This window comes from Corynebacterium sp. J010B-136, from assembly GCF_002967075.1.
In the GTDB taxonomy this organism is placed as follows: Bacteria; Actinomycetota; Actinomycetes; order Mycobacteriales; family Mycobacteriaceae; genus Corynebacterium.
In genome coordinates this window covers 15,665-41,992 of sequence record NZ_PUGE01000004.1, presented here as the reverse complement: position 1 = coordinate 41,992, position 26,328 = coordinate 15,665, and the positions used below count along the sequence as shown (strand labels likewise).

General features: G+C 57.9%; 24 protein-coding genes. 11 read left to right on the top strand and 13 right to left on the bottom strand.

Going from position 1 to position 26,328, the window contains the following annotated elements; genetic code table 11:
• Window positions 1–15 precede the first annotated feature (15 nt).
• Window positions 16–1,275, bottom strand: coding sequence for a serine--tRNA ligase (gene serS / locus C5Y44_RS07680; RefSeq protein ID WP_066796791.1), 1,260 nt, complete (start codon window positions 1,273–1,275; stop codon window positions 16–18).
• A 130-nt stretch (window positions 1,276–1,405) separates the two neighbouring features.
• On the opposite strand from serS, the gene C5Y44_RS07675 reads away from it, so the two are divergent.
• The 7 genes from C5Y44_RS07675 to C5Y44_RS07645 all read left to right on the top strand — a co-directional run bounded on the left by C5Y44_RS07675 (window position 1,406) and on the right by C5Y44_RS07645 (window position 8,596).
• Complete coding sequence (locus C5Y44_RS07675) at window positions 1,406–2,158, top strand: GntR family transcriptional regulator (protein WP_105324406.1); 753 nt, start codon at window positions 1,406–1,408, stop codon at window positions 2,156–2,158.
• Window positions 2,159–2,193: 35 nt separating this feature from the next.
• Complete coding sequence (locus C5Y44_RS07670) at window positions 2,194–3,285, top strand: septum formation family protein (RefSeq protein WP_105324405.1); 1,092 nt, start codon at window positions 2,194–2,196, stop codon at window positions 3,283–3,285.
• Between the two features lie 22 nt (window positions 3,286–3,307).
• Window positions 3,308–3,655, top strand: coding sequence for a metallopeptidase family protein (locus C5Y44_RS07665; RefSeq protein WP_105324404.1), 348 nt, complete (start codon window positions 3,308–3,310; stop codon window positions 3,653–3,655).
• A 239-nt stretch (window positions 3,656–3,894) separates the two neighbouring features.
• Window positions 3,895–4,656: a LamB/YcsF family protein gene (locus C5Y44_RS07660; protein ID WP_105324403.1), complete on the top strand. Its 762-nt coding sequence runs from the start codon at window positions 3,895–3,897 to the stop codon at window positions 4,654–4,656.
• The gene (locus C5Y44_RS07655; protein ID WP_105324402.1) at window positions 4,656–6,209 is read left to right on the top strand and encodes a carboxyltransferase domain-containing protein; all 1,554 of its coding nucleotides are present in this window, start codon (window positions 4,656–4,658) and stop codon (window positions 6,207–6,209) included. The genes C5Y44_RS07660 and C5Y44_RS07655 overlap by 1 nt, the downstream gene beginning before the upstream one ends.
• Window positions 6,199–7,920, top strand: a complete 1,722-nt coding sequence (locus C5Y44_RS07650) for a biotin carboxylase N-terminal domain-containing protein (RefSeq protein WP_105324401.1) — start codon at window positions 6,199–6,201, stop codon at window positions 7,918–7,920. Before C5Y44_RS07655 ends, C5Y44_RS07650 begins: the two co-directional genes overlap by 11 nt.
• A gap of 61 nt (window positions 7,921–7,981) precedes the next feature.
• Window positions 7,982–8,596: a GntR family transcriptional regulator gene (locus tag C5Y44_RS07645; protein ID WP_105324581.1), complete on the top strand. Its 615-nt coding sequence runs from the start codon at window positions 7,982–7,984 to the stop codon at window positions 8,594–8,596.
• 9 nt (window positions 8,597–8,605) lie between these two features.
• Here C5Y44_RS07645 and C5Y44_RS07640 read toward each other — a convergent pair whose 3' ends face one another.
• The 4 genes from C5Y44_RS07640 to pheA form a co-directional block, all read right to left on the bottom strand.
• Window positions 8,606–9,373, bottom strand: a complete 768-nt coding sequence (locus tag C5Y44_RS07640) for a putative hydro-lyase (RefSeq protein ID WP_105324400.1) — start codon at window positions 9,371–9,373, stop codon at window positions 8,606–8,608.
• A 38-nt stretch (window positions 9,374–9,411) separates the two neighbouring features.
• On the bottom strand, window positions 9,412–10,575 hold the full coding sequence (locus C5Y44_RS07635; protein WP_105324399.1) for an NRAMP family divalent metal transporter: 1,164 nt from the start codon (window positions 10,573–10,575) through the stop codon (window positions 9,412–9,414).
• Window positions 10,576–10,826: 251 nt separating this feature from the next.
• Entirely contained in the window at window positions 10,827–11,504 is a 678-nt protein-coding gene (locus C5Y44_RS07630; RefSeq protein ID WP_105324398.1) for a histidine phosphatase family protein, read from the bottom strand.
• A gap of 10 nt (window positions 11,505–11,514) precedes the next feature.
• Window positions 11,515–12,429: a prephenate dehydratase gene (pheA, locus tag C5Y44_RS07625; protein ID WP_105324397.1), complete on the bottom strand. Its 915-nt coding sequence runs from the start codon at window positions 12,427–12,429 to the stop codon at window positions 11,515–11,517.
• Between the two features lie 33 nt (window positions 12,430–12,462).
• On the opposite strand from pheA, the gene C5Y44_RS07620 reads away from it, so the two are divergent.
• The 3 genes from C5Y44_RS07620 (at window position 12,463) to C5Y44_RS13365 (ending at window position 15,867) form a co-directional block, all read left to right on the top strand.
• On the top strand, window positions 12,463–13,590 hold the full coding sequence (locus C5Y44_RS07620; protein WP_105324580.1) for an amidase: 1,128 nt from the start codon (window positions 12,463–12,465) through the stop codon (window positions 13,588–13,590).
• A gap of 14 nt (window positions 13,591–13,604) precedes the next feature.
• Window positions 13,605–14,342 (top strand): CPBP family intramembrane glutamic endopeptidase, encoded by a 738-nt coding sequence (locus C5Y44_RS07615; RefSeq protein ID WP_105324396.1) that lies wholly within the window; start codon window positions 13,605–13,607, stop codon window positions 14,340–14,342.
• 70 nt (window positions 14,343–14,412) lie between these two features.
• Window positions 14,413–15,867, top strand: coding sequence for an LCP family protein (locus C5Y44_RS13365; protein ID WP_199186007.1), 1,455 nt, complete (start codon window positions 14,413–14,415; stop codon window positions 15,865–15,867).
• Window positions 15,868–16,015: 148 nt separating this feature from the next.
• Here the strand turns inward: C5Y44_RS13365 and C5Y44_RS07605 are convergent, their stop codons facing one another.
• The 7 genes from C5Y44_RS07605 to C5Y44_RS07575 form a co-directional block, all read right to left on the bottom strand.
• A complete protein-coding gene (locus C5Y44_RS07605) occupies window positions 16,016–17,161 on the bottom strand; it encodes an HNH endonuclease signature motif containing protein (RefSeq protein WP_105324395.1) in 1,146 nt (381 codons plus the stop codon).
• A gap of 203 nt (window positions 17,162–17,364) precedes the next feature.
• Window positions 17,365–18,285 (bottom strand): DUF5926 family protein, encoded by a 921-nt coding sequence (locus C5Y44_RS07600; protein WP_066796835.1) that lies wholly within the window; start codon window positions 18,283–18,285, stop codon window positions 17,365–17,367.
• A 32-nt stretch (window positions 18,286–18,317) separates the two neighbouring features.
• Window positions 18,318–19,034, bottom strand: coding sequence for a glycerophosphodiester phosphodiesterase family protein (locus tag C5Y44_RS07595; RefSeq protein WP_105324394.1), 717 nt, complete (start codon window positions 19,032–19,034; stop codon window positions 18,318–18,320).
• A 76-nt stretch (window positions 19,035–19,110) separates the two neighbouring features.
• Window positions 19,111–19,983, bottom strand: coding sequence for a carboxylating nicotinate-nucleotide diphosphorylase (nadC, locus tag C5Y44_RS07590; protein ID WP_105324393.1), 873 nt, complete (start codon window positions 19,981–19,983; stop codon window positions 19,111–19,113).
• Window position 19,984: 1 nt separating this feature from the next.
• Window positions 19,985–21,505, bottom strand: coding sequence for an L-aspartate oxidase (gene nadB / locus C5Y44_RS07585; protein WP_105324392.1), 1,521 nt, complete (start codon window positions 21,503–21,505; stop codon window positions 19,985–19,987).
• A 7-nt stretch (window positions 21,506–21,512) separates the two neighbouring features.
• Complete coding sequence (gene nadA / locus C5Y44_RS07580) at window positions 21,513–22,499, bottom strand: quinolinate synthase NadA (RefSeq protein WP_233189910.1); 987 nt, start codon at window positions 22,497–22,499, stop codon at window positions 21,513–21,515.
• Window positions 22,500–22,674: 175 nt separating this feature from the next.
• A complete protein-coding gene (locus tag C5Y44_RS07575; RefSeq protein ID WP_066838369.1) occupies window positions 22,675–23,622 on the bottom strand; it encodes an L-lactate dehydrogenase in 948 nt (315 codons plus the stop codon).
• Between the two features lie 98 nt (window positions 23,623–23,720).
• On the opposite strand from C5Y44_RS07575, the gene C5Y44_RS07570 reads away from it, so the two are divergent.
• Entirely contained in the window at window positions 23,721–25,649 is a 1,929-nt protein-coding gene (locus tag C5Y44_RS07570) for an alpha/beta-hydrolase family protein (protein ID WP_199186006.1), read from the top strand.
• A 10-nt stretch (window positions 25,650–25,659) separates the two neighbouring features.
• On the opposite strand, the gene msrA is transcribed toward C5Y44_RS07570, so the two are convergent.
• Window positions 25,660–26,310 carry a peptide-methionine (S)-S-oxide reductase MsrA gene (gene msrA, locus C5Y44_RS07565; protein WP_066838366.1) on the bottom strand — a complete coding sequence of 217 codons (651 nt, stop codon included), beginning with the start codon at window positions 26,308–26,310 and terminating at the stop codon, window positions 25,660–25,662.
• Between the last annotated feature and the right edge of the window lie 18 nt (window positions 26,311–26,328).

Here is a 26,328-nt window from a genome sequence, read left to right as displayed (position 1 = left end):
ATAGAAGGTTCGCAATTACTTAATTGGCTCCAGGATGTCCTTGCCCATCATTGGACGCAGCGCTTCTGGAATAACAACAGAGCCATCAGCCTGCTGGTTGTTTTCCAAAATTGCAACCAGCCAGCGGGTGGTCGCCAAAGTGCCGTTGAGGGTCGCAGCAATCTGGGTCTTGCCGTTTTCATCGCGGTAGCGGGTTTGCAGACGTCGCGCCTGGAAGGTGGTGCAGTTCGAGGTCGAGGTTAGCTCGCGGTACGCATCCTGGGTTGGCACCCACGCTTCGGTGTCGAACTTGCGCGCAGCTGATGCGCCCAAGTCACCACCAGCCACATCGATGACCCGGTAGTGCAGATTCATCGCATCGAGCATCTCGCGCTCCATGGCCAGCAACTGCTGGTGCTGCTTTTCCGCATCCTCAGGCTTGCAGTAGGTAAACATTTCTACCTTGTCGAACTGGTGCACGCGCAAGATGCCGCGGGTGTCCTTGCCGTGGGAACCAGCTTCACGACGGAAGCACGAAGACCAGCCAGCGTACTGAATTGGACCATTGGAAAGGTCGATAATTTCATCTTTGTGGTAGCCCGCAAGTGCCACCTCAGAGGTACCAACAAGGTACAAGTCATCGCGTTCTAGGTAGTAGATTTCATCCGAGTGGTCACCCAAGAATCCAGTACCAGCCATGATCTCTGGACGTACCAGCACTGGTGGAATCATCAAGGTGAATCCAGCCGCACGCGCTTTCTGCGCAGCGAGAAGCATCATGCTCAGCTGCAAGAAAGCACCGTCACCGGTGAGGTAGTAAAAACGCGCGCCACCGATTTTCGCACCGCGCTTGGTGTCAATAAGTCCTAAGGATTCGCCCAGCTCCAAGTGGTCCTTAGGCTCAAAGTCGAACTGCGGCTTTGTGCCATAGTGGTCCAAGACCACAAAGTCATCTTCGCCGCCAGCAGGTGCGCCTTCAACAACGTTGGAAAGCTTGTACTGCAGGGTCTCTACCTGCTCTTCGGCAGCACGCTGGGATTCTTCGGCCTGCTTGACCTTTTCTTTAAGCTCATTTGAGCCTTCCAGCAGTGCTGGACGCTCCTCCGGAGACGCTTGACCGATCTTCTTGCCGAAAGCTTTTTGCTCTGCACGCAGCTCATCGGCAGCTAAGATCGCAGATCGACGTGCAGCATCTGCTTCCAGCAGCTGATCAACAAGCTGCGGGTCCTCACCACGGGTGACCTGTGAGGCACGGACGACGTCAGGGGATTCACGGAGGAATTTAAGATCAATCACGAGCTCAATCCTACCGCACCCATCCTCGCGTTACAGTCACAACCACCAGCCTGCAGCACTCCTATTTAAAGGAGAACTACATCGTCCATTCCGGTTGCACTGGTCATAACCAGAAGCCTAGGATGGATCTATGTCCGAAGCGCCGATTCTTCCCCACAAGGAAATTATTGATGGCCCGACGCCGAAGCATGCCCAATTGCGCGAAATCCTCGCCGAGGTGTGCCGCACAACTTTAAAACCGGGCGATCCCCTGCCTGGCGAACGCCTTCTGGAAGATTTCTACGGCGTCTCGCGCATCACGGTGCGCAGGGCGATTGGTGATCTGGTCGCGGCCGGTCGCCTGCGGCGCGTGCGCGGCAAAGGTACTTTCGTTGCCCCTAACCCGCTGGTCTCACGCCTGCACTTAGCATCTTTTTCTGATGAGATGGGTGCGCAAGATGTCTCTGCGAGCTCGCGGATTTTGCTCTCCGGCCGGGCCACAGCACCGACTGATGTCAATAAGTTCTTTCAAACCGAAGAAAGTACTCCGCACATTCACCTGCGCCGCTTGCGCCTGGGCGACGGCGAGCCTTATTCCATCGATGATGGCTGGTACAACTCCGAACTGGCGCCAACCTTGCTCGAGAATGACGTTTATAACTCCGTCTATTCAATTTTAGAAAACGATTTTGACCTGCCCATTTCCGGCGCAGATCAAACCGTGACCGCTGTGGCAGCCGACGAAGAAGTCGCATCGCTTCTCGATGTCTCCCCTGGTACACCACTTTTGCACATCATTAGATATTCCAGCTCAGGGGATAAACCCGTAGAGTGGTGTTCATCTGTATATCGCACTGACCGTTACCGACTGTCCACCCGAATTGCTCGCGCGCTGGAATTCTAGACTCGCCCATACAGTCGGCTAAACTAAGGTTTCTTATGACTACTGCAAGCACATCGAAGGCCTGGAGATCCGCGGCCGCCCCACGCATTGCACTTGTCGCTGCTGCTTGTGCCGCTGCATTTTTAGGCACTTACGATTACGTCAGTGGCAACGCTGCACAAATTGCTGCTGAGTCCGATGTCATCAACACCACTACTTCTGCGCCTTCGCCGGGCAATAGTTCTACGCCTTTTACCGAAGCTAGCGCCGGTGATTGTGTCACCTGGGATGTGGGAAGCGATGGTACTTTCTCTAATTTCAGCGTTACCAATTGCGCCGATGAGCACCGTTTCGAAGTCGCAACCGTAGAAAACTTGGCTATCTACCCGACCAGTGAATTCGGCCCTGAGGCTGAGATTCCTGATTTGGAACGACAAGCTCAGCTGCGCGAAGAGCTATGCCAAGGGTCCACGCTGAACTACCTCGATGGACAGTTCGATCCTGCGGGCAAGTACTCCATTGCTCCTATTTTGCCGCCAGCTGACGCTTGGGCCAATGGCGATCGCACCATGTTGTGTGGCCTACAAACCACCAATGAAGAAGGCATCCCGCAGCGCACCGAAGGCCGTGTCTCGGAAGTAGACCAGGCAAATATTGCCCAGCCTGGTGAGTGCCGTGAAATCGGTGACGACCAGGTGCTACGCACCGTCGATTGCGCCCAGCCACACCAGATGGAAACCATCTCCGTGGTCAACCTGGCTGAAGAATTCTCACGCGGTACACCATCTATCGACGATCAGAATGATTTCCTTGCTTCACGATGCGCCGACGATGCCATTGCTTATCTAGGCGATGAGGAAAATCTCTACCAATCAACACTGCAGCCTTACTGGGGAACCATTTCAGAGACTTCCTGGAATGGCGGCACGCGTTCGGTGAACTGTTCCTTGATTCACGCGGGCGATGATGGCGATTCCTTCTCTGAAATCGTTGGCACCGCCACCGATGGCCGCGACGGATTCACCATCAACGGCAAGGCTCCCGAAAAGCAGCCTGAACGCAATCCGCTACGTGGCTCCGAAGACAATAGGCGCGCCGCCCCTAGCACTCCTGCCACAAGCGAGCCCGAGGCTGCACCAGCGCAGTAGCGTCGGGCATCGGTGAGTGTACATGGTGGAAGTTTCTGAAGAGCGTTTCGATGAAATGGTCAACGATGCTCTGGATAAAATCCCAGACCAATTCGTCGCCAAGATGCGCAATCTGGTCATCCTGGTGCGTGATTTCAACGAAGACAGCCCCGGCATCTTAGGGCTTTACGAAGGCGTGTCCCTTACCGAGCGCACCCACCACCACACCGGCTTTTTACCCGACGCCATTTTCATCTATCGCGGTGCACTACAAAATATGTGCTCCACCGAAGAGCAACTAGCCCACGAAGTTAAAGTCACCGTCTTCCACGAACTCGGACACTACTTCGGCTTCAGCGAAGAAGAACTCCACCGCCTCGGCTGGGGGTAACTCGCTACCGCTGCGTTACCGAGAAAGCAAAACTCACCCAAAAAGCAAAACTCACCGAGAAACACCCACAGCGCGGACCCCACCAGCGAGAAACTTCCACCACGGCAGCAGGAAATCGCGCGCGAAAGGTGCGATTTCTCCGACACTTTAAATAATTAAAGTAATGGGCTTCACAAATCTTAGTGATTGGCGCTACACTGTCCCTATAGATTGTTCAACAACTTTTGGGATGGTGCTGTATGTCTTCGGTGCATATTGATCTGAATGCCGATCTAGGCGAAACCACCGCTGGTAACCCCGTTGCTGACGATGGAGCCATGCTGCAAATGGTCTCATCAGCCAACGTGGCAACAGGTTTCCACGCAGGTGACCCGCACTCCATTGCTGGCACGCTCAAAGCGGCAGCCGCAGCCGGCGTGACCGTGGGTGCGCACCCTGCATACAACGATCCAGCAGCGTTTGGCCGGCGATTTCTCGATTACAATCCGGCAGAGCTTGCCGATGAAGTCACGTATCAAATCGGTGCACTCGACGCCCTCGCACGGGCCAACGGCACCAAGATTTCCTACGTGAAGCCACATGGCGCAATGTACAACGCCATCGTGCACCACCACGCACAAGCGCAAGCAGTTATCGATGGCATCAAGGCATTCGGCGACATCCCCGTGATGCTGCTACCCGGCGGCGTGGCCGTCGAGATCGCCGAAAAGTCCGGCCTGACCGTCATTCGCGAAGCTTTCGCGGACCGCAATTACAATCCAGACGGCACATTGGTCAGCCGTCGTAAAGCTAATGCGGTCTTGCACGACCCAGCCGATGTGGTTGCCCGCGTGCTCGAAGTCGCAGAACGCGGCTCGATTACAGCTATCGATGGCAGCGTCTTGCAGGTCGATGCCCAATCAGTATGCACCCACGGCGATTCCCCGGGATCCGTTAATCTTCTGCGCGAGGTGGTCGCGGAGCTGAACCGTCGCGATATTGAGATCCGGAGCTTCGCCTAATGCAGATCCACCCCGTTGGAACCCGCGCGCTGCTCATCGATCTTGATGGACTTAACCAGGTCATGGACTATCACGCAGCGCTGAGCGCCAAACCGCTAAAGAACCAGGTGGATTGCATTGCTGCTGCCACCACTGTGTTGCTTACGTTCGAGACTCCTGACTCAGCGCGCCATGCTGCGAAGTACCTAGAAAAATTCACCCCAGGACCTGCCAAGATGTCCGAGGCACGCACGGTAGAAATCGACGTACTTTATGACGGCGAAGACATCGATGAAGTAGCCGATCTGCTCGGAATGTCACGCGAAGGGGTCATCGACTGGCATACCTCCACCGAGTGGACTGCTGCCTTTGGTGGTTTCGCACCTGGGTTTAGCTACTGCGCACCCGCGAACCCCGCCGACGCGCGGTCCATTCCGCGACGCTCCAGCCCGCGTACCGCTGTTCCCGCAGGTGCAGTGGCTATCGCCGGCGATTTCTCGGCGGTCTACCCACGCCAATCCCCCGGCGGTTGGCAGCTACTGGGCACCACGAATACGCCCATGTGGGATTCCCAAGCTGAGCCACCCGCGCTGGTCCAACCCGGCGACCGCGTGCGCTACCGTGCAGTGAGTTCTTTGCCCGAAATCTACGACGCCGGCTCTAACACCAAGCGTTCCCCGGCGCGCCTACCGCGCATGGAAGTTGTCGACGCAGGACTTTTGACTTTGTACCAAGATTTGGGCCGCCCAGGATTCGGCGACCTTGGTGTGACTTCCTCGGGTGCGGCAGATAGGGCATCGGCAGCAACTGCAAATATTGCAGTAGGCAACCCCCGGCAGTCGACCGTCTTGGAAAACATCGGCGGCATGGAACTGCGCGCTTTAAGCGATACCGTCGTGTGCGTAACTGGTGCCGCAGCGCGCGTCCGCCTCGGCGATATGCCAGTCCAGCTCGCCCGCCCGGTTCTGGTCACCGCTGGCCAAACGGTAGTCATCGAGCCTGCTGAATACGGCATGCGCAACTACGTCGCTATCCGCGGCGGGCTCATCGCCGATTCCGAACTAGGTTCTTCAGCCACGGATGTTCTCTCCGGTTTGGGCCCAGCACCTGTCAGCGCCGGCGATATCCTCGGCGTGCTTCCACGCTCCACCGGCATGACTGACGGCAAACTGGCGAACCCACTGCGTGTCAGCCAATCCAGCGATGGTCGCACCGTCGCCACGCTGCGCTGCGTGCTCGGCCCGCGCGATGACTGGTTCGGCGACAATGTCCAGCTGTTCCTAGATACCGAGTGGACCGTGAGCTCGCATTCCAACCGTGTCGGACTGCGCTTGGACTCGGACACCACCGTCGAGCGTGTGCGCGAAGGCGAACTCCCGTCGGAGGGCATGGTCGCAGGTTCCGTGCAGATTCCTCCCAATGGCAAGCCCGTGCTCTTTCTGCGCGACCACGCGGTGACCGGCGGCTATCCGGTTATCGCCACCGTTTTGGATGAAGATATCGATATTGCAGCCCAGCTCCCACCCGGGGCTCTAGTGCGCTTTGAAGTTAAGGGAAACACTCATGACCATTAAGACCATTCTCATTGCCAACCGCGGTGAAATCGCCGTGCGTATCGCCCGCGTCGCGCGTGACCTGGGCATTAAGTCCGTTGCCATCTACTCGGAGGCAGATGCTGGGGCTTTGCACACGCAGCTTGCCGATGAAGCCTACGCACTGACCGGCAACTCTGCCTCGGATACTTACATGAATGTGCCTGCGCTGCTCGATATCGCAGCGCGCGCGGGTGCCGATGCAATCCACCCAGGCTACGGCTTCTTGTCCGAGAATGCCGATTTCGCCCGTGCGGTCACCGACGCCGGCATGGTCTGGATTGGCCCGCAGCCCGAGGCCATCGAGCTGCTCGGCGATAAAATCGCCGCACGCCGCGTCGCCGAAGAAGTCGGCGCACCGCTGGCACCGGGTACCTCCGACCCCATCGACGATTGGCAGGAAGCTCGCGAATTCGCCGAAGAGCACGGCCTCCCGATTGCGATTAAGGCAGCTTATGGCGGTGGCGGGCGTGGCTTGAAGGTCGTGGACAACCTCGAGGACATCGAAGAAGCTTTCAACTCCGCCGGCCGTGAAGCCATGGAAGCATTCGGGCGCGCCGAGTGCTACGTGGAGAAATTTCTCACCCACCCACGCCACGTCGAAGCCCAGGTGCTTGCCGATTCCCACGGCAATGTCGCCGTCCTTGGCACCCGCGACTGCTCAACCCAGCGCCGCTTCCAAAAGCTCATCGAGGAAGCACCCGCACCGGATCTCACCGAGAAGCAACGCACCGGGATTATCGAGGGTGCTCGCGCAATTTGCTCCAAGGTCAACTACACCGGCGCCGGCACCGTCGAGTTCATCGTCTCCGAAGATGGCACCATTTCCTTCCTCGAAGTAAACACGCGCGTGCAGGTTGAGCACCCCGTAACCGAAGCTGTGACGGGCGTGGACATCATCGCCGAGCAAATCCGCATCGCCGCCGGCGAGCCACTTTCTTTCACCGAAGACCCCGCCTCCACCGGCCACGCGTTTGAGTTCCGCATCAACGCCGAAGATATCCTCAACGGCTTTGCGCCGTGCCCAGGAAGCATCGTTCGCTTTGAGCCCCCAACCGGCCCTGGCATCCGCGTGGATGCTGCTGTGCGCTCTGGTTCCATCATCCCGCCGTACTACGATTCGCTCATCGCGAAGCTGATTGTGTGGGGCCCAACCCGGGAGATCGCCCTGCGCCGCGCCAAGCGTGCCCTGCGCGAATTCAACATCGAAGGCGTGCGCACCGTCCTGCCTTTCCACCGCGACATGATGGAAGAAACCGCGCTCACGGGCGACAAACTCGGCGTGTTCACCGACTGGGTCGACCACAACTACCGCCCCTCGGCTGCCCACCAGGTCGAAAAGGTCGAGGCCATCTACGCCCAGCGCCAGAACATCGCCGTGGAAATCGACGGCAAACTCATCAACGTTGGCATCCCAGTGGAGTTCTTCAATTCTGCCGCCCCAGCACCGTCCGCCCCAAGCACAGACAGCGCGCAGAGCCCCGACGGCGCAGTCACTTCGCCTTTCGATGCCAACCTCGTCGCCTGGAAAGTCTCCGACGGTGACTCCGTTTCTGAAGGCGATGCCATCGCTACCGTTGAGGCCATGAAGATGGAGTCTGCCATCAAGGCTCCACGCACCGGCACCATCACGTTGCAGGCCAAAGAAGGCGACCGACTGTCTACTTCGACGGTCATTGCGACCATCGAATAATCCCTGATCGCATGAGATAGCTAACCGCGCTGCTTTAGCCCGGTTAGCTAAACTTATGGCTATGCTTTCTCAGTCCGTGGCATCCGCAATCCGGGATGCAATCTCTGCTGGCGACTACCAGCCCGGTCAGCAACTTAGTGAAGTCAAGGCCGCAGAACGCTTCGGGTGCTCCCGCAATACCCTGCGGGAGGCTTTTACTGAACTAGCAGCAGAGCGCCTAGTAGAGCGCATCCCCAACCGCGGGGTCTTTATTGCGACCCCGGATACGGACTACGTAAAAGACCTCTACCTCGCGCGCATGGCGCTCGAGCACGCCGGCGTGCTGTGGGGCGATTTCCCCGCTGCCGACCGCCTCATCGAGCTCGCCGCCTCCGCACGCCGTTTCGCAGAAACTGGCGACGATCAAGCGGTATCCAGCATCAACCAGCGTTTCCACCGCGCGCTTGTGGCATCGTTGGGCTCCACGACTCTCGATGAACAAATGAGCAGCCTACTCGCCCGCATGCGCCTGACCTTCTTGCTGGCGCTGCCACACCTGCCTGATATCCACAACGAGCACATTGAAAACAACGTCCGTCTGGCCACGCTCATTGCTGCCGGGCAACGCGAAGAGGCTGCCACGGTTTCCCGTGACAGCCTCCTGAAGGCGTATAACTCAATCCGCTTCGTTCTTTAAGCCCTAACGCTACGGAACTTGGTATTCCAGGTCCCGAGCGTCAGTCACCAGCATCTTTCCTGGCTCATGCGTAATCGCTAGACGCGGACGTGAATTCATCACCACCGCCTGCGGGGTTACACCGCACGCCCAGAACACCGGGATGTGGCCTTCGGGAATCTCTACTGGCTCGCCAAAGTCAGGCTTAGATAAATCTGTAATTCCAATAGCCTCTGGGTTGCCCATATGCACCGGCGCCCCATGCACGGATGGGTAGCGGGACGTAATCCGCACAGCATCGGCAACTCGATCCGCAGGTATTGGCCGCATGGATACCACCTGCGGTCCAGAGAACACGCCGGCCGGCACGGTTGGGGTGCTGGTGCGATACATCGCAACATTGCGGCCTTGTTCAATGTGCTCGAGCTTGATGCCGTTTTCTACCAGCGCGGTTTCGAAGGTAAACGAGCAGCCAATCAAAAAGGCCACCATGTCCTCGCCCCAGTACTCGGTCACATCCGTGACAGTATCCACGAGCTCGCCGTCTTTAAATATGCGGTAGCTCGGAATATCGGTGCGAATATCGCCCTCTGGCAAAAGCGATGAGGAATACTCGCCCGCTTCCAAGACCCCGACGATAGGACAAGCCTTGGGGTTGCGCTGCGCAAAAAGCAGGAAGTCAAAAGCGTATTCTTGCGGCACGGCCAGCAGGTTGGCCTGCATAAAGCCAGCCGCATAGCCAGAGGTTGTGGTCAGGTTTTCCACACGGGCAAGCTTGCGCACATCCGCGGCTGTCATCTCATGAGGTTGCACATCTATCTCCTTTTGCTCCGCTGCTAGGCCCACATATCGACGATGCCAGAGAAGGCCTTGATGCCGATGTAGATTTCCAGAATCAGCGCCAGTGCACCAGCAACCAGCAGCCACGCTGGATGCTTCACACCGCCCAGCAGGTCGCGGCGGCGAAACGCCACCCACATCACCAGGGCGAAAGCGATAGGCAAGATGATGCCGTTGAAAGCGCCTGCGAAAATCAGCAGCTTCTGCGGCGCGGAGTTCAAGATGACGAACAAGATGGTGCAGCCGATAACAAAGCCCACGGTGAGGAAGTTACGGATACGCGGTGCAACCCGCTGGGTGGTCACGAACGTAATCGAGGTGTACGAAGCACCGATAACGGAAGACAGACCAGCTGCAAAGAGGACCACACCGAATGCGCGGAGACCGAATTCGCCGGCGGCGTGGAAGAAGGCATCGGCAGCAGTAGTGTCTTCAGACAGCGCCACACCGGTAGCAGCAACGCCGAGCACTGCCAGGAACAGCAGAACGCGCATCACACCAGTGATGATAATGCCCATGACCGAGGTAATAGTGATGTCTTTGACGTGCTCTGGACCAGAAAGCCCAGAGTCAATCAGGCGGTGGGCACCAGCGAAGGTGATGTAGCCGCCCACGGTGCCACCAATCAGCGTGGTGATGACAAAGAAGTCAATCTGCTCAGGCATTACGGTGTTCTTCAGAGCCTCGCCAACCGGAGGCTGCGAAACAATCGCGACGTAGAGCATGAGCAGGATCATGATGGCACCCAGCGCCGCGACGATGCGGTCCAGCGCGATGCCCGCCTTCTTGGACAAGAAGATAAAAATCGCGATGGCGGCAGACAGCACGCCGCCGATACGCGCGTCGATGCCCAACATCGCATTCAGGCCCAGGCCAGAGCCCGCGATATTGCCGATGTTAAAGACCACGCCGCCTATGAAGACCAAGATGGCCAGGAACCATCCGAGCCCCGGAAGCACGGTGTTGCCCAGTTCGTTGGCGCGCAAGCCGGAGACACACAGAACGCGCCAGACGTTGAGCTGGATTGCGATATCCACGAGGATGCTCAGCAAAATCGCGAAAGCGAAAGCCGCGCCCATCTGGACGGTAAAGACAGATGTTTGGGTTAGAAAGCCCGGACCAATAGCTGAGGTGGCCATGAGGAACATGGCGCCTGCCATTGCGCCTAATCCACGAGGCGGATTCTTGGCTGGGGTGATTGTTTCAGCACTCACGGGAACTCACTTTCGTGATGAGGGTCGCACTTAAAATGTGATGCGCATCATCTTAGGCGTTTGTTGAACAATCTTGAAAGGGTCGCTTAAGCTTCAGCCACTAGCAGCAGGTCAGCACGTTTCAACGGGGGTAAAACCGCCCACCCCCGGACGCAAAAAAGCCCCACCGCAGAAACGATGAGGCTCCAGGAAAACTACTACTGGTCTACTTCTGTATCCGCCCAGCGCGTAACCGTCCACTTCCCGAATTCTTGGCCACGCGGCTCTAGCACCACAAAGCGGCAATTTTGCAGGTAGCCGGTAAAAGCAAAGTCCGCATCAACGCCAGAAGCATGCTTTGCCACCAGCCGGATAGCTGCGCCGTGGGAGACCGCCACGACATCGTCATCATCTCCAAGTCCCGCGGCAATATTTTCCAGCACCGGCTGATAGCGAGCCAAAACATCCTGGTAGTTCTCCCCACCTGGACACCGAGCGTCAACATCGCCATCCAACCAGCCACGCAACGCCACGGAATAGCTACGGTGCGCATCCTCGGAATTACTCATCTCATAATCCCCGGTAAAGACCTCATGAATACCCGTGCGCACCTCAACGTCCACGCTAAACTGCGGCAGACCGGCGGTGGATTCAAAAGAACGCGCAGCCAACATCGCAGTCTGCTGGGCCCGCAACGCAACCGAGGTGACAAAACCACGCAGGCGTCCTTGCTCGCCTTTCGATGCAGCCACCAAATGCGCCAATTCAATGCCCACATCCGTGGCCTGTTCACGGCCACGTTCGGTCAGCTCTGCCCCGGGTGGACGAGTATCCAGCAAACGTTCTACGTTGGAAAATGTTTGGCCGTGGCGCAGCAAGATGATTCGTCCAGTCATAACATCAAACCTAGCGACCCTCTCGTACCTTTGCTACCCAAGCCGTTGCCTTATCGAACTCCGTAGTATCCAGCTTCGGGCCAGACTGATCGGCCGCTGGCCAGGAGCCAATAAAGCGCAAGTTATCCGTACGCAGCCACAGCGCGCGCAGCGCTTCAGACAAGGGCTCATCCTCAATATGGCCGGCCAAATCGATGAAGAAGTTATAGGTACCGAATTTCTTACGCGTTGGACGCGACTCAATGCGCAGCATATCCACGTTGCGATAGGAAAATTCCTGCAAGATGCTCGCCAAAGATCCCGGCTCATGCGGAACCGTAAAGACCACCGAGGTGCGGTCATTGCCGGTGCGCGGCGTCGGCTTGCCAGGCTTACCGACGAGCACAAAGCGCGTCGTAGCTCCCTTAACATCAGCTACAGAATTCGCCAGTACATCCAGGCCAAAGATCTCCGCCGCACGCTCCGGGGCAGCCGCCGCATCCACCTCACCACGCGACACCGCCTCCGCCGCAGCGCCATTCGATGACGCCGGCTGGAACTTCGCATCCGGAATATTCTCCGCCAACCAGCCACGCACCTGCTGGTAGGCGACGGGGTGCGTGGCGATCGTGTGGACATCGTCAAGCGATAAGCCCTTTTTCACCATGATGGCGAAAGCGACCTCCAAGTCCACTTCCTGGTAGACCTGCAGCGCATCCCCTTCTGTAAAAGCATCAAACGTGGTGGTCACCGCGCCATCCACGGAATTTTCAATGGCCACACACGCAAAATCCGCACGCCGCTCACGCACGGCCTGGAAAGCCTCCGAGGGGGAATTAACAGGCAGCTGCTGCACGCGACTGACTGCGCCCGCCTTCTCAAAGGCCACGAGCGCCGCCTCAGTAAAAGTTCCTGCTGGTCCCAAAAAAGCCACGGTTGAAGTCATGCCTTCTAATCTAAACCACTAACGTTGATGCGTATGGATTCCAGGTTTAGCCTTTCGCAATTGGCCCGTGATTTATCGACGCTGACGCCGCAAGAACATGGCTTTACCTACATTGATATCGCCCGCCGCCCGCGCTCGGAAGGCCGGTTGTCGGGGTGGATATTATCTGCGAAAGACCTCAATGATGTCGCCGGGATGCCCACGTCGAAGGGCGCGAAGCACCGCGCCTATAACGCTGAGACTTCCGATGCCACCATCGCCGCGCTGGAGGAGCAGGGCGCGCTGATTGTGGGGAAATCTTCCACGCCGGAGCTGGGTCTGCGCGTGGATACGGAGCCGGTGGATATGCCGCATCCGGTCAATCCGCTGCATCCCGGCGCGACTCCTGGCGGTTCTTCCGGCGGTGCCGCGGTGCAGGTGGCTCGCGGTTTGCTGCGCGCAGCGCACGGTTCGGACGGCGGCGGTTCGCTCCGTGTTCCGGCTGCGGCCTGCGGCGTGGTGGGTTTCAAACAGTCCGGCACGGACTTGGGCGTTTCTGGTTTTATCACCTGCACGGTTGCCGATGCCGCCTTTCTCCACGACATCACCCCACGTCCCGCACCCGCGCGCATTGGCGTGCTCAAGCAGCCGCTTTTCGCGCACACCCGCGTCGACCCGCGGCATTTGCGCGCGGTGGATGAGGCTGCCGCACAGCTTTCTGCCGCGGGTTATCCGGTCGAAGAGATTAAGCCCTACCCAACCGCCGATGTAACCTTTGAGTCCTTCCGGCATATTTTCACCTCGCGGCTAGCCGGCATGGATGCCGGTGAAGGCTACTTCGAATGGGTCAGGCAGCAAGGTCTTAAGGTGTCCAAGCGCATGCTTGCCGATGCCCTCCGCCACGCAGCCGGTCTCCCCCGCCTTTTGGCCGACTGCTGGCAAGTCGATGCAATCCTCACTCCCATGCTTGCCTATACCCCGCCACCGATTGGCACGTTTTTGGCGCTGGACCACGATGAGAACTTCATGGAACAGACCCGGTGGTCGCCATGGGGTTCGTTGTTTAACGTCGCGCACCTGCCGGCAATTTCCGTCCCGTGGTCCTCAATCGGCGTTCAAGTAGGCTCAATCACGCTATCTGATGCCGAGCTTTTGCACCTGGCATCGTCGCTTCACGCTTAAGGTTTTATATCCTCATGACCGTTTCGGATTCCCCGCAGCGCATTCGCGCGGAAATTCTCATCGTCCTAGCGATTACCTTTGGTATCTCCGGCGTGCGCGCCATCTTGCGACTTGTCGATGCCCTCCTCGACCCCGCACCTTTAAACGAACAAAGCGTCACGCTGAATGCGCCGCAGTCTGACTTGGCGTGGCTGGATATCGCTTTGCAGCTGTGCTCCGCTGGGGTGTTGTTTGCCTATGGCGCGCTTGCCTTGTTCTTGCTCGCGGGCTCAGGGATTCGCCCGGCCATGCCGAAGCTGTCCGATATCAGCTGGGGCGCCGGTCTCGCCGCCCTCATCGGCATCCCGGGGCTTGTCCTCCATGTCTCCGCCGTGCACCTGGGCCTGTCCAAAGAAGTTATCCCCACCGCTTTTACCAACCCGTGGGTTGAAGCGCCCGCGCTGCTGTTGTGGTCGGGAGCCAATGCCTTCGGCGAGGAAATCGTGGTGGTCATGTGGCTTATGACCCGACTTAAGCACCTCGGCTGGTCGCTCCCCGCGATTATCGGCGCGTCATCGTTACTGCGCGGCTCCTACCACCTCTACCAAGGTGTCTCTGCTGGCTTCGGCAATATCATCATGGGCCTCGTGTTTTGTTACTTCTACCATCGCACCGGGCGCGTTTGGCCCCTTGTCATCGCACATTTTCTTATCGATGCCATCGCTTTTGTCGGTTATTCCTTGCTGGGAGATCTCTCCATATTCGGTCTGTAATCCCGCACGAATCCTGCACGTGGCTGCGGATTGGTTCTAGATCAGGGCCTAAGGCTTGTAGTCTTAAGCCATGAATTCTTCCGGCCATGACCCCGACCGCGAATCCCGCCGTGCTGGCGACCGCTCGTCTCGTTATGTCATTGGCGCCGATGGGCAGCCTTTAAGAGACCGCTACGGTCGCCCTGTCATGCGCCGCGAAGGTGGAAGTCCACAGCGTAACGCATCTCAGCGTCCTGCGTCCCAGCGTCCTGCTCCCCGGGGTGGTGCGCAGCAACCGCCCCGCACGCCGCGCAACCCCCAGCCGCAGCCGCAGAGCCGCCAAGAGCCTTCAGCCGGGTCTTTCCGTGCGGTCAATCCTTCCACCAACCGTCAGCAGCCTGAGGCCACCCGCTTCGATATCGGCCCTCACGCAGCACGCACCACGGGTGCCGCTGCTGGCGCCTCTCAGCGACGCCCTCGCCAGCAGATGCCGCCGGAAGGTTATAACGCAGACAACCAAGCACCAGTTCAACGGCAGTTTCAAGGTGCCGGGCAGGTCGGCGGATCCCGCGGTCGTGGAACCGGGCGTGGAACGGACCGTGGCATTTCCCCACGTCAAGGCGGAACCCGACGCAAACGCGGCAACCCCGTCAAGCGTTTCTTCGGCTGCTCGGGCTGGATTGCTCTCGCGCTGGTTATCTCCCTCGTGCTCTTTGTGTTCTGGACAGACTCGCGACTCTCGCGCACCGATGCCTTGCCTCCTGGTAATGCTTCCAGCGGCTCCGGCACGAATTGGCTGCTAGTTGGTTCGGACTCCCGCCAAGGCCTAAGCGAAGAAGACCAGGCTGAACTCGGAACCGGTGGCGATGTCGGCATCGGCCGCACCGACACCATTATGCTTTTGCATATTCCACGTTCTGGCACAGCGCAATTGGTGTCCATCCCGCGTGATAGTTACGTCAATGTGCCAGGATTCGGCTCCGATAAAATCAACGCTGCCTTTACCTACGGTGGCCCGCAACTGCTGGCACAAACCGTCGAAGAAGCAACGGGCGTCGGTATTGACCACTACGCCGAAATCGGCATGGGTGGACTCGCGAATGTCGTCGATTCCGTCGGTGGCGTAGAAATCTGTGTGGAAGACGCCATCACAGATCCTCTTGCTGGTATTGATTTGGCCGCCGGTTGCCAAGACCTAAAAGGCGCCGACGCACTAGGCTACGTCCGCACCCGCGCCACCGCGCAAGGCGATTTGGATCGCGTACAACGCCAGCGCGAGTTCTTCGCTGCCCTGCTGGATAAAATCACCTCACCAGCAACTTTAATCAACCCGTTCCGCGCTATCTCCTTGATCAACAACACCTCGCAGTCGTTTATGGTCAACGAAGATGACCACGTCTGGCACCTAGCCCGCGTAGCACTAGCGATGTCTTCCGGCGTGGACACCGAAACCGTACCGGTTGGTGGATTCATGGACACCAACGTTGGCAACGTCGTCCTCTGGGACGAAGCCGGCGCCCAGGAGTTGTTTAGCTCCATGCAGTAAATCTTCGGAGTAAATGCTCCTGGCTAAAGCCGGTCCGCTTTACCTGCACAACGAGCTCTGCTTTTTAAAAAGGATCGCCGAATTGCCCGACCAGACCGGAATCTCTAGTCGGGGTTTCAGCGAGTGCCGCTGTCGCAGCGCCGGGCGATTAAATCAGGTTCATCGCCCCCATGCTGCTCACCTTGTGGGTGTTTCCCACCAGCTTTCCGCCTGGGGTGTGCAGGCGGACCTTGCCACGGTGGCGTCGCATCCTGCCGCGACTTGGCTTGCCTTTTCCTCGCTTATATTTTCTTTTCTGTGACCCGAGATTACCCGGGTCACCATCGTCGTTGACGCCGTTGTGATACTTACACAGCATCGTCAGGTTCGACGGCTTCGTATGGCCACCGTTCTTGTGTGCGTCGATGTGGTGCACCTGGCATCTATCGGCCGGAACATTGCAGTCCGGCCACGGGCAGACCAGATTCTCGGCCATGGCTAGAGTGCGCAGCTTGTCCGATGCGAAGCGGGCCTCATAGAGGTTCACGGGCCCGGCGGTGGGGTGGAAAAGCCCGACGTGAAGTTGTTCGCCAAGCTCGCCTTCCATGGCCGCGTTGATAAATTCTGCACCGGTCATGGTTGTGCCATCGGATAGTCCGATGATAACCTCGTCGCCGTTGCCACAGGAGACTTTCGCGAAATCGTCGAGACCAATGGCAATCACGGTGCGGTATTCAGGCTTGATAAGCCCGGTGCCGTCGCCGTCGACTAAGTCCCAGAAAGGCTCGAGCAATGCTTCGGAGCGGGGCTGGCCATCATCGTGCTTGATGCCAGCATCAAGCGTTTTCCCGAGGTCAGTAATACGGCGCTGGGTATCGGTGATGCTGATAGTTCGCAGGCCGTCGATGACGCGGCCGAGACGCACGCCCGGTTTCTTCTTGGTGTCGCCGCCTTCCTCGGTGACTCGAGTCTTGGCGTATTCGTTGACTTCCTCTAATGAGCCTTCACGAGCGATAAGCTCAGCACGCAGCTTCCACGCGGCGCCGCGGGCTTTCAACTTTTTGGCGTGCTTGTTAATCATCAACAGGTGGTTGACGCTCAATTCCCTTAGTTCGGCAAGCGCGATAGCCTCGCGCTGCACGCGCGGGGAATCACACGGGCTAAAAAGGGTGTCTGCAAGTTTGGCGTAATTTTTGGCTAAGGAAATTTCAATCCCGTCATCGGCGAGATCGTAAGGTGAGCACTCAGCACACAGCCGGAGGAATCCGATGCCGTTGCTCGTGAGAAGCTTGAAAGCTTTCATTAATTCGTCCATAGCTTCGACACTAAAACCCGCCGCAACCCCGCACCAGAGCAAGTTCTAAAAACTGCCCAAATTTCACATGACACGTCACCCAAACGGCTTAGTTATCCACAGGCACTACCGAAAACGCCGAAAAGCACAGAAAAAGCCCGCTTTCGCACTCCAATCGGGAGCCACAAAGCAGGCTTTAAACAACGCGAGCGTTAACGCGGGTACTAGCGCAGGGTCACCTGACGCGACTTCAGGTTCTCGAGCTGCTTGCGCTCATCAGGATTGAGCTGTGCATCGTTGTCGATTTCGGCCTTCAGAGCCTTCTCGACGCGAGCAAGCTCGGACTCGTAAGAGTCATAAGCAACATCAGGCTGCAGGTCAAAGACCGGAGCAATCAAACCATGGGTACGGAAAACACCAGCGAACTTGGTGCCCTCACCGAGGTTCATCTCCCCACGAGCAGCAACGCGGGCAATCGCGTTCAACAAACCGGTTTCGTTCTCAATTGGGAATACCCAGCGGATGTGCGCTTTATCGCCGCCGGAGTTTGCCCAGAACAAAGTACCATCGATATCTGCACCAACCTGGTGGGATTCGATAACAGTCTCGTTCGCCTGGTTCAGGGTCTGCGCGATCTCTGGGGTGATCTGCGTGCCCTCAGGAATCCACCATGCGAAATCCTGGTGGTCAGTAATCTCCAAAACAGCCGACTCATCGACCAAGTCCTTGAGATCTGGCTGCGCGCCATCAGCGGCAGTAGATTCCAAAGTCTCGCCTGGCTGCGCGTTCTTTGCCCAGTTCAAAGCGTATGCCAGGTCACGACCTGGGTTGTGGGTGTGCGTGCGTACCTGCAGCGCAACATAAGCAGCGCCGCCAGCCTCTGCGTCGCGCACCATGCCTGCCGATGCCCCCGGCAAAATCGAGCACACGTACACGTCACGGTCAAAGCCCTTGACGCTAAGCTTCGCGGTCGCGGAAGGAACGAATTCCTGCAGCGCAATAAGCTGGGTTTCAGCAGCTAAACCACCATATGGTCGGGGATCCTTTTCCAAAGCCGCACGCTCTGCCGCACGGGCAGCAAGCTTAGCTTGGCGGCGAGACATACCCTCAGGTAGTTCTTCTTTGTTCTTTTTCTTCTTGGCCATGCCTTACACGATACAGTGACGTTTTATACCGCTCACATTTGAATGGCGTGCAGCGCAACTTCGGGTTGGTTGGTGGCCAGGATGTCGACGCCGTTGGCCCAGGCCCATTTCATGTCTTCAGGCTTATCGATGGTCCACATGTACGTCGGCAGCCCATGCGCCCCGATGGCGGAAGGTTGCAGTTTCCCGCGCAAAAGCGACATGCCCAGGCCGGTCGGTTCGGACAGCAAGAAGTCGGTGCGGTTGACGTGACGTTCCCAGTCGCGGCGCAGATAAATCCGGTCCATGTGCGGCGCCAAAGACTTCATGCGGCGGATAGCCCGGTGGGAAAAGGAGATGATGTGGATGCGGGGGTCATCGATAAGCCCTGCATAACGCAGGCGAAGTACCACCTGCTCTTCCAAAATATCGCCCATCGCGCCCGGGTGCTTGGTCTCAATATAAAGGTGCTGGCCGCGGGGTGCCCACAACTCTAAAAGCTCATCGAGCAGCAGCGGGTGCTGGTTCGGGTATTTTTCATTGCCGATATCGGCGCGTTTAATCTCCGCCCAATCCAGCGCAGAAAGCTGCCCCGTGCGATCCGATGTCCTATCCAACGTCGCATCATGATTGACCACGACTTTGCCATCCCGCGTCATGCGCACATCGCACTCGATGCCATGAATAGGCAGCTCCAAGGCCTTTTTAAAGGCCAACGGGCTTAGCTCCGGGTACTTCCCCGAATAGCCTCTGTGCGCAACAATCTTCAACGTCGAACGTCCCTCGCAGTCTGCTTTCTCGTGCTCAACCAACTCTAGTTCACTGCTGACGAAGGCGCCGGTATGCTCAGGCCAGGTCGAAGCCTAAATCAAGGACGCGGTTGGAGTGGGTCAACGCGCCGACTGCAATGTAATCGACGCCGGTGTCGCGATAAGCATCGACATTGTCGAAGGTAATACCGCCGCTAGCTTCGGTGCGCACGCCAGCCGGGCGGCAGATTTCTACGGCGGCTTTAGCGGTATCGGGCGACATATTATCGAGAAGAATCAGCTCCGCGCCGACGTCGACTGCCTCGGCGACCTGCTCAAGGGTGTCGCACTCGACTTCCACGGGAAGATCCGGAAATTGCTCGCGGACGGCCCTAAACGCGGCGGCCAACGAACCCGTGGCCAAGATGTGGTTGTCCTTGATCAACGCGCTATCGCCTAAGCCCATGCGGTGATTGGTACCGCCGCCGCAGCGCACAGCGTATTTTTGCAAAACACGTAGGCCTGGGACGGTCTTGCGGGTTTCGCGCACGGCAGTGCCTGTGCCCTCCAGCGCCTTTACCCAGCGGTGGGTGGCCGTGGCCACGCCGGATAGTTGGGATACATAATTTAGTGCGGTGCGCTCGGCGGTCAAAAGGGTGCGCACCGGGCCCGTCGCCCGCAGGATGGGGTCTCCTGCAGCAACGGTTGCGCCGTCTTCGCGCAGGATTTCAATGTCTAGGTCAACGCCATCACGCTCGGCGGTAATCTGCAGGGCCAGCGCCGCGATGGGAACCCCCGCCAAGCAGCCAGGCTCGCGGGCGACGATTTCCGCGGTACCGGTGACATCGGCTCCGATGGTAGCGAGGGTGGTCGCATCCGGCCCCCAGGCGAGATCCTCATCGAGGGCGGCTTCGATGTGCGCACGTGTTGCGTTCAGATCAAGTCTGGCGGTATCTGCTGAGATGGTCATATTATGCTCCTGCAAAGTGGTAGTTCTTGGTGGTTGCGCCAATGTTGTCGCTGCGGCGGTGGCAGCCGAGTGAGTCGGTTCGCTCGCGTGCAGCTTGCGCGATGGCAAGACCGGCCGCGGCCATATTCGTGGAGTCTAAGGTCGCATCGTTTAGCTCCGTGTCCTGCGGCAATGAGGCGAGGATATCTAACGCGGCGCTCAGGCCGGCATCATCACGGCTAACACCAACATAGGAATCCATCGCTGAGCGGATGGTTGCAGCGCCGTCAACAGGCGTGACCTGCGTTCGTGCGATTGGAGTTTGGGTTATTCCGGCGCGCTTCGAGATGGCCAGGCGGATCCCGCATCGATGGCCCGCCACCAATGCTTCCGTCAAAGAATTCGAGGCCAGCCGGTTGGCGCCTTGCACGCCCGTGCCGGCAACTTCCCCGATGGCACTAAGTCCTTTAAGGCTGGTGCGCCCGTCAAGATCAGCCGCGACGCCGCCGCAGTGATAGTGCGCGCCTGGTCGCACTGGAATGGGATCGACGGTGGCATCGATGCCGCGGGCTAGAAGTTTGGCATGAATCGTCGGAAAGCGTTGCGGGAAATCAGTAATCGAGCGAGCGTCGAGGAAGACTTGCTCCGTGTTGGTTTCCTGCAGGTGGTTAATAATTTCAGCAGAGACCACATCGCGCGGGGCAAGCTCGGCTAAAGGGTGGAGGGATTTCATGAAGCGGGTGCCCTTTGCATCGATAAGCACTGCTCCTTCGCCGCGCACTGCCTCTGAGATGAGCACATCGCGACCGCCCGTGCGGGGAAGATCCAACACGGTGGGGTGAAACTGCACGAATTCGATATCGCGCGTGGCTGCCCCGGCGCGCAGGGCCATGGCCAGTCCATCAGCGGTGGCAACGGCCGGGTTGGAGGTCAGCGTCCACAGCGCGCCAACACCGCCGGCGGCCAGCACGACGTCATCGGCAAGCCAGCGACCAACCTGGCCATTATGGAAGCCGCGCACTCCACACACGATGCCATCGGCGGTGGTCAGCAGGTCAATCGCACGGGCATGAGAGATGATGTTAATGCCGCGGTCACGGGCTGCGCGCAGGAGGGTTTTCTCCACTTCCCACCCAGATTGGTCGCCAGCGTGCACGATGCGGCGTAGGCTGTGCCCGCCCTCCAAGTGCAGGTCATCGGCGAATTGGGCGCCGTGGGATACCAGGCGGTCGATGGCTTCTTTTGCCTGCTGGACTAGTTCGGTGACGCGGGCGCGGTCGCCGTGGAAACCACCCGCGGCCATCGTATCCTCGATATGCAGGTCAAAAGAGTCTTCCGGGGAGATGACTGCCGCAAGGCCACCTTGTGCCCATGCCGTGGAGCTGTCCGCCGGCTCACCGCGGGTGATAACGGTGACCGAGCGTGCTGGGTCGGCCTCAGCAATGGTCAGCGCAGAGGTGAGACCTGCCGCGCCGGAACCGATGATGAGCACGTCGGTGCACTCGGCAAAGCTCTCAGCAGGAGTGATAAGTTCCGTGGTCATGCTTTTCCTATTCGCCGGAGCCGGGGTTTCCGATGGCAATCATTCGCTCGACCGCAGTGCGCGCGGCATCGGCTGTGCGCTTATCGACGAATACCTCATCCGTTCCCTCCTGCAAGCACTTGAGTAACTTTTCTGGGGTAATCATCTGCATGAATGGGCACGCGGCCTGCGGGTTGACGGGGAGAAATTCCGTGGTCGGGTTGGCTTTGCGCAGCTGGTGCAGCATGCCGATTTCCGTTGCGACTAAGACGCGCTCACTAGTGGTCTTCTTGGCTTCTTCCAGCATGCCGCCGGTTGACAGGATGTGGGTGTTGTCGCCTGGAATTTCACCGGATTCCGCCATCCACAAAGCGCTGGTGGTGCAGCCGCATTCTGGGTGGACGTAGAGTTCCGCACCCTCGTTGGCACGGACCGTATCCACCAAGGCACTCGGGGAAATATCTGCGTGCACGTGACATTCGCCTGCCCAGACGTGGATATTCCTGCGGCCGGTCACGCGACGTACGTGTGCGCCGAGGAACTGATCCGGGAGAAATAGAATTTCTTTGTCCTCGTCGATGGAACTCACGACGTCGGCAGCGTTGGAGGAGGTGCAGCAGACATCCGTGAGCGCTTTGACCTCAGCGGTGGTGTTCACGTAGCTGACCACCACCGCATCAGGGTGTTGTGCTTTCCACTCACGTAGTTGGTCGGCGTTAATAGTGTCCGCCAAAGAACAGCCGGCATTAGCATCCGGGATATACACGCGCTTTTCCGGCGAGAGGATCTTTGCGGTCTCAGCCATGAAGTGCACGCCGCAGAAAATCACTTCATCAGCGTCTGTTTCCGCCGCGATGCGCGAAAGCCCCAAAGAATCTCCGACGTAGTCAGCTACGTCTTGGATCTCTGGCAGCTGGTAGTTGTGCGCCAGGATGACGGCATTGCGCTGGCTTGCCAGTTCACGGACTGTTTCCATCCAGTCAGTTTCTACGGTGGTGCCTAATTTGATTGCCATGGTGGGTTCTTTCTTTTGGGGTTTTTGTCTCACGGTCGATAACCCCGGCTACGGTAGCACCACCTCCCATCAAAATAAAAAAGTGACCCACCGCACGGCAGGCGTCATGCGTTTTCGCAATCGCCTGCATGCAGCGGGAATACCCGGAATTAGCCCCGCGGGCTAAAACTGAATTTTAATCAAATACTTGGTTCTTGATGTCCAGTAGCGTGTTCACGGAGGCATCGAGACGCTCTTTCTCGTGCTCGTCGAGGTCTAGCTCCAGCACGCGAGCAACGCCCCCACGATTGATAATTGCCGGGGTTCCGAAGTAGATGTCGTTGTAGCCATAGTGTCCATCGATATACGCCGAAACCGGCAGCGCAACATCTTGGTTCTGGATAATCGCGCGAGTAATGCGCGCCAGCGCCATGCCGATGCCATAGCTCGTCGAGCCTTTAGCGTCGATGATGTGATAGGCCGCATCACGGGTTTGTTCAAAGATTTCTTCGATGCGTTCGTTGAATCCGGGCTCTTTTTCCGCCTGGCGCGCAAGCGGGACGCCACCAATATTTGCCGAGGATACAACTGGTAGTTCAGAATCGCCGTGCTCTCCGATGATGTAGGCATGCACGGAAGTTGGCGCGATACCTGCCATTTCCCCGAGCATGTAGCGATAGCGCGCAGAATCCAGCACCGTGCCCGAACCGATGACGCGCGAGGTGGGCAACCCGGAGGCTTTCCACACGGCATAGGTCAGCAGGTCTACTGGGTTGGTCGCTACAACAAAAAGGCCATCGAAGCCTGCCTCCATGGCAGATTCAACGATGGCATTCATGATGGTGACATTCTTATCCACCAAGTCCAGGCGAGTTTCGCCGGGCTTTTGCGCAGCGCCTGCGCAAATAACGACGATGGCTGCGTCCTTGCAATCTTCGTAAGTGCCTTCAGTAACTCGCGTGCGCGAAGGCGCCCACACCACGCCATGATTTAAGTCCATGACGTTTCCTTTAAGCTTCTTTTCATCAATATCGATGATGGCGAGATGGTCAACGGTTCCTTGGTTTACCAATGCATATGCGTAGGCGACACCAACATCACCCGCGCCGATGAGGACAACTTTGTTTCCAACATTTGGGCTCATACTTCTTCATTATGCGCGAGGTTTTACAACGGCGCTTTCCAGCCAAAATTCGACTATTGTGTATGCAGAAAATTTCGTGTTCTGGGACAATAGTGTCCATGAGCAAAAATGCACGTAAGCCCCGGAGAGGACAACTTGCGTGCTGGTTATTTCAGAAAATTTCGCGCCCTCAGCCGCAGTCGGTGGAGCCGCGAAAAAGTGTGGCGCCGCCTCTTCCCCGTTCCCTGCGGCGAATTGCCCTTAAAACCGCGTCATCGTCACTGAAACTAGCCTCAGGTGCGCTGCAGGTTTCCATCATCGGTTTAGAAGTGCTCAGCGATATCACCCCGGCGGTGCGCATGGCCCGGCGTAACCGGCTCCCGCGCAATATGACGGCAGGCATATTAGGTGCGGAAGTCGCAACCTGGGCAGCGATTTGGCCTTCACTATTGCCCAGGCCCTGGTGGGTAACGGCGCTCAATGTGGCCATCGGGCAGGCCATCGGGCATTTCTTTGCCGCATCGGCTGCTTTTGGCTTGAAGAATGCACTACGTGCTGCCGGCAAACGCCCGCAGGATCACCTCACTCCACGGCTCAAACGCAATGCTCACTGGGTCTTGGGAACCATCACTATCGCAGCCATGGCTAAATCCGTGCGCAACCAGGGCATTCAGGCAGACCTGGTCGGTAAATCGCTGGACCGTGGCCCCGTGCAGGCTGCTATCGGCCTTTCCCTTGGCTCCCTGGGATACGGTGCGCTGTTATTGCTCGGAGAAATTGTGCAATTTACCGTCTCCAAAATGTCCCAACAGCTAGGGCGTGCAGTGCCAATGTTGGTGGCCTGGCCTCTGGCTGTAACAACATTTATCGTGGTCATCGTCGCTTTATCTGACCGGGTAGTATTGCGCCGTTTCATCCACTCTGCATCGGTACGCGCACAAAAGATTAACAGGTCAGTCTTTCCCGGCTCCATCATGCCGTGGGAACCAGAGCGTTCCGGCAGCCCGTGGTCTTATGAACGTTGGACAGCAGTAGGAGCGCATGGTCGCCGCTTTTTATCCGGCGGTCCGCGTGCACGTGATATCGCGGAAGTCATGGAATTTACCCGTGCCCGTGAGCCCATTCGGATTTACGCCGGTCTCATGTCCGGGCGGACTGTCCGGGGCCAAGTTCGTCGCGTGCTCTTAGAAATGGAGAGAACCGGAGCTTTTCACCGCAACACCATCGTGATTCAGATGCCTTCTGGTTCAGGCTGGGTCAGTGAATGGATGTCTGCTGCCCCAGAATTTCTTACCAAGGGAAATTGCGCTTCAGTAACCCTGCAGTATTCGATTCTGCCATCGGCTTTTTCTTATGTCGTCGACAAGCAAGCCCCTATTGATGGAGCACATTTACTTATTCGCGCGGTGCGCAACCGACTTGATTCCATGCCCGAAGATAACCGTCCCAAGCTGTACTTATCGGGCGAATCCTTAGGCGCGTATGCGCACCTCGATGGCTATGACAACTTTGAAGATCTCCTAGCCTCCTGCGACGGTGCGGTATTTACCGGCCCACCAAGCATGACAAAACTGCTTGCCAATTTAGAGCACGATCCGGGTTCTTTGGAACGCGTACCTACCGTCGACGGTGGCCGGCATATTCGCTTCGCCGCAGCACCTGCGCACACGCGTCACGATGCCTTCGGTCGCAGCTATAGCAATGAATGGCAACGACCTCGAGTATTAATTGCCCAGCACACCTCTGATCCCATCGTGTGGTGGTCCAGCAAACTCATCTACCGCCGCCCCACGTGGATGCATGAGCCCGCACCCTCGACGCTGTACGCCGATACTTTTCACGACATGGGCTGGGCGCCGCTGATTAGTTTCTGGCAAATCGGGCTCGACCAAATTAACTCTTTAAACGTCCCTGGCGGACACGGGCACAACTACTACGAAGAAACCTTCTGGTACTGGGATTCAGTGCTTGGCTCCCAGTCACGAGCACCACTGACTCCGCGGCTAGCGCAGCGCGCGGAGAAGTGGATACGCGATCACCCAAGCTAACTAGCAGGGTTTAGTCGCACTTCACCCCAGTGGAGTGATGCGGACAGTAACCATTAGGCACCTTGTATAGGTACTGCTGGTGCTCGTCCTCGGCTAGGTAGTACTCGCCCGAATCGGTGTCGCTGAGCAGCTTGACCTCGGTAGTCATCGCACCAAAGCCATTCTCGGCGAGCTTCTTGTCGTAGCTATCCACCAATTCCTGGATGATTTCAAGCTCTTCTTGGGTGCGTGGATAAAAGGCAGAGCGGTATTGGGTGCCCACGTCGTTTCCTTGCCTAAAGCCCTGGGTGGGGTCATGGGCTTCAAGCGCCATCACCACGAGTTCCTTCAGGCTAATCTTTTCCGGGTCATAGGTAATTTCTACGACCTCAGCGTGATTGGTTTGGCCACGGCAGACCTCGAAATAAGTCGGGTTGGGGGTGGTACCACCGGCGTAGCCTACCGATGTAGATTCCACACCTTCAGTTTCCCAATACATCTTTTCATGTCCCCAGAAACATCCCAGCGCTACCAATAAAGAGCGTTGACCTTCCTTCCACGGACCGGTAATCGGAGTGCCTAAAACCGCATGCGGCTTAGGCTCCAAGATAGGTTCTGCGCGGCCGGGTAATGCATCTTCTTTAGCAACAAGTTGAGGGGTAGGTGCAAATAAGAACGACATAGAAATCGTCTCCTTTCT

Bases quoted from the DNA above. Each gene is read 5' to 3' on its own strand.
- C5Y44_RS07600 (WP_066796835.1), bottom strand. From the start codon at position 18,285: ATGGCCAAGAAGAAAAAGAACAAAGAAGAACTACCTGAGGGTATGTCT.
- C5Y44_RS07635 (WP_105324399.1), bottom strand. From the start codon at position 10,575: ATGGCAGGCGCCATGTTCCTCATGGCCACCTCAGCTATTGGTCCGGGC.
- C5Y44_RS07615 (WP_105324396.1), top strand. From the start codon at position 13,605: ATGACCGTTTCGGATTCCCCGCAGCGCATTCGCGCGGAAATTCTCATC.
- nadB (WP_105324392.1), bottom strand. From the start codon at position 21,505: ATGACCACGGAACTTATCACTCCTGCTGAGAGCTTTGCCGAGTGCACC.
- C5Y44_RS07575 (WP_066838369.1), bottom strand. From the start codon at position 23,622: ATGAGCCCAAATGTTGGAAACAAAGTTGTCCTCATCGGCGCGGGTGAT.
- C5Y44_RS07640 (WP_105324400.1), bottom strand. From the start codon at position 9,373: ATGACAGCCGCGGATGTGCGCAAGCTTGCCCGTGTGGAAAACCTGACC.
- nadA (WP_233189910.1), bottom strand. From the start codon at position 22,499: ATGGCAATCAAATTAGGCACCACCGTAGAAACTGACTGGATGGAAACA.
- C5Y44_RS07570 (WP_199186006.1), top strand. From the start codon at position 23,721: ATGAGCAAAAATGCACGTAAGCCCCGGAGAGGACAACTTGCGTGCTGG.
- C5Y44_RS07660 (WP_105324403.1), top strand. From the start codon at position 3,895: ATGTCTTCGGTGCATATTGATCTGAATGCCGATCTAGGCGAAACCACC.
- pheA (WP_105324397.1), bottom strand. From the start codon at position 12,429: ATGACTTCAACCGTGGCTTTTTTGGGACCAGCAGGAACTTTTACTGAG.
- C5Y44_RS07675 (WP_105324406.1), top strand. From the start codon at position 1,406: ATGTCCGAAGCGCCGATTCTTCCCCACAAGGAAATTATTGATGGCCCG.
- C5Y44_RS07665 (WP_105324404.1), top strand. From the start codon at position 3,308: ATGGTGGAAGTTTCTGAAGAGCGTTTCGATGAAATGGTCAACGATGCT.
- C5Y44_RS07630 (WP_105324398.1), bottom strand. From the start codon at position 11,504: ATGACTGGACGAATCATCTTGCTGCGCCACGGCCAAACATTTTCCAAC.
- C5Y44_RS13365 (WP_199186007.1), top strand. From the start codon at position 14,413: ATGAATTCTTCCGGCCATGACCCCGACCGCGAATCCCGCCGTGCTGGC.
- C5Y44_RS07670 (WP_105324405.1), top strand. From the start codon at position 2,194: ATGACTACTGCAAGCACATCGAAGGCCTGGAGATCCGCGGCCGCCCCA.
- C5Y44_RS07650 (WP_105324401.1), top strand. From the start codon at position 6,199: ATGACCATTAAGACCATTCTCATTGCCAACCGCGGTGAAATCGCCGTG.
- C5Y44_RS07655 (WP_105324402.1), top strand. From the start codon at position 4,656: ATGCAGATCCACCCCGTTGGAACCCGCGCGCTGCTCATCGATCTTGAT.
- nadC (WP_105324393.1), bottom strand. From the start codon at position 19,983: ATGACCATCTCAGCAGATACCGCCAGACTTGATCTGAACGCAACACGT.
- msrA (WP_066838366.1), bottom strand. From the start codon at position 26,310: ATGTCGTTCTTATTTGCACCTACCCCTCAACTTGTTGCTAAAGAAGAT.
- C5Y44_RS07620 (WP_105324580.1), top strand. From the start codon at position 12,463: ATGGATTCCAGGTTTAGCCTTTCGCAATTGGCCCGTGATTTATCGACG.
- C5Y44_RS07645 (WP_105324581.1), top strand. From the start codon at position 7,982: ATGCTTTCTCAGTCCGTGGCATCCGCAATCCGGGATGCAATCTCTGCT.
- C5Y44_RS07605 (WP_105324395.1), bottom strand. From the start codon at position 17,161: ATGGACGAATTAATGAAAGCTTTCAAGCTTCTCACGAGCAACGGCATC.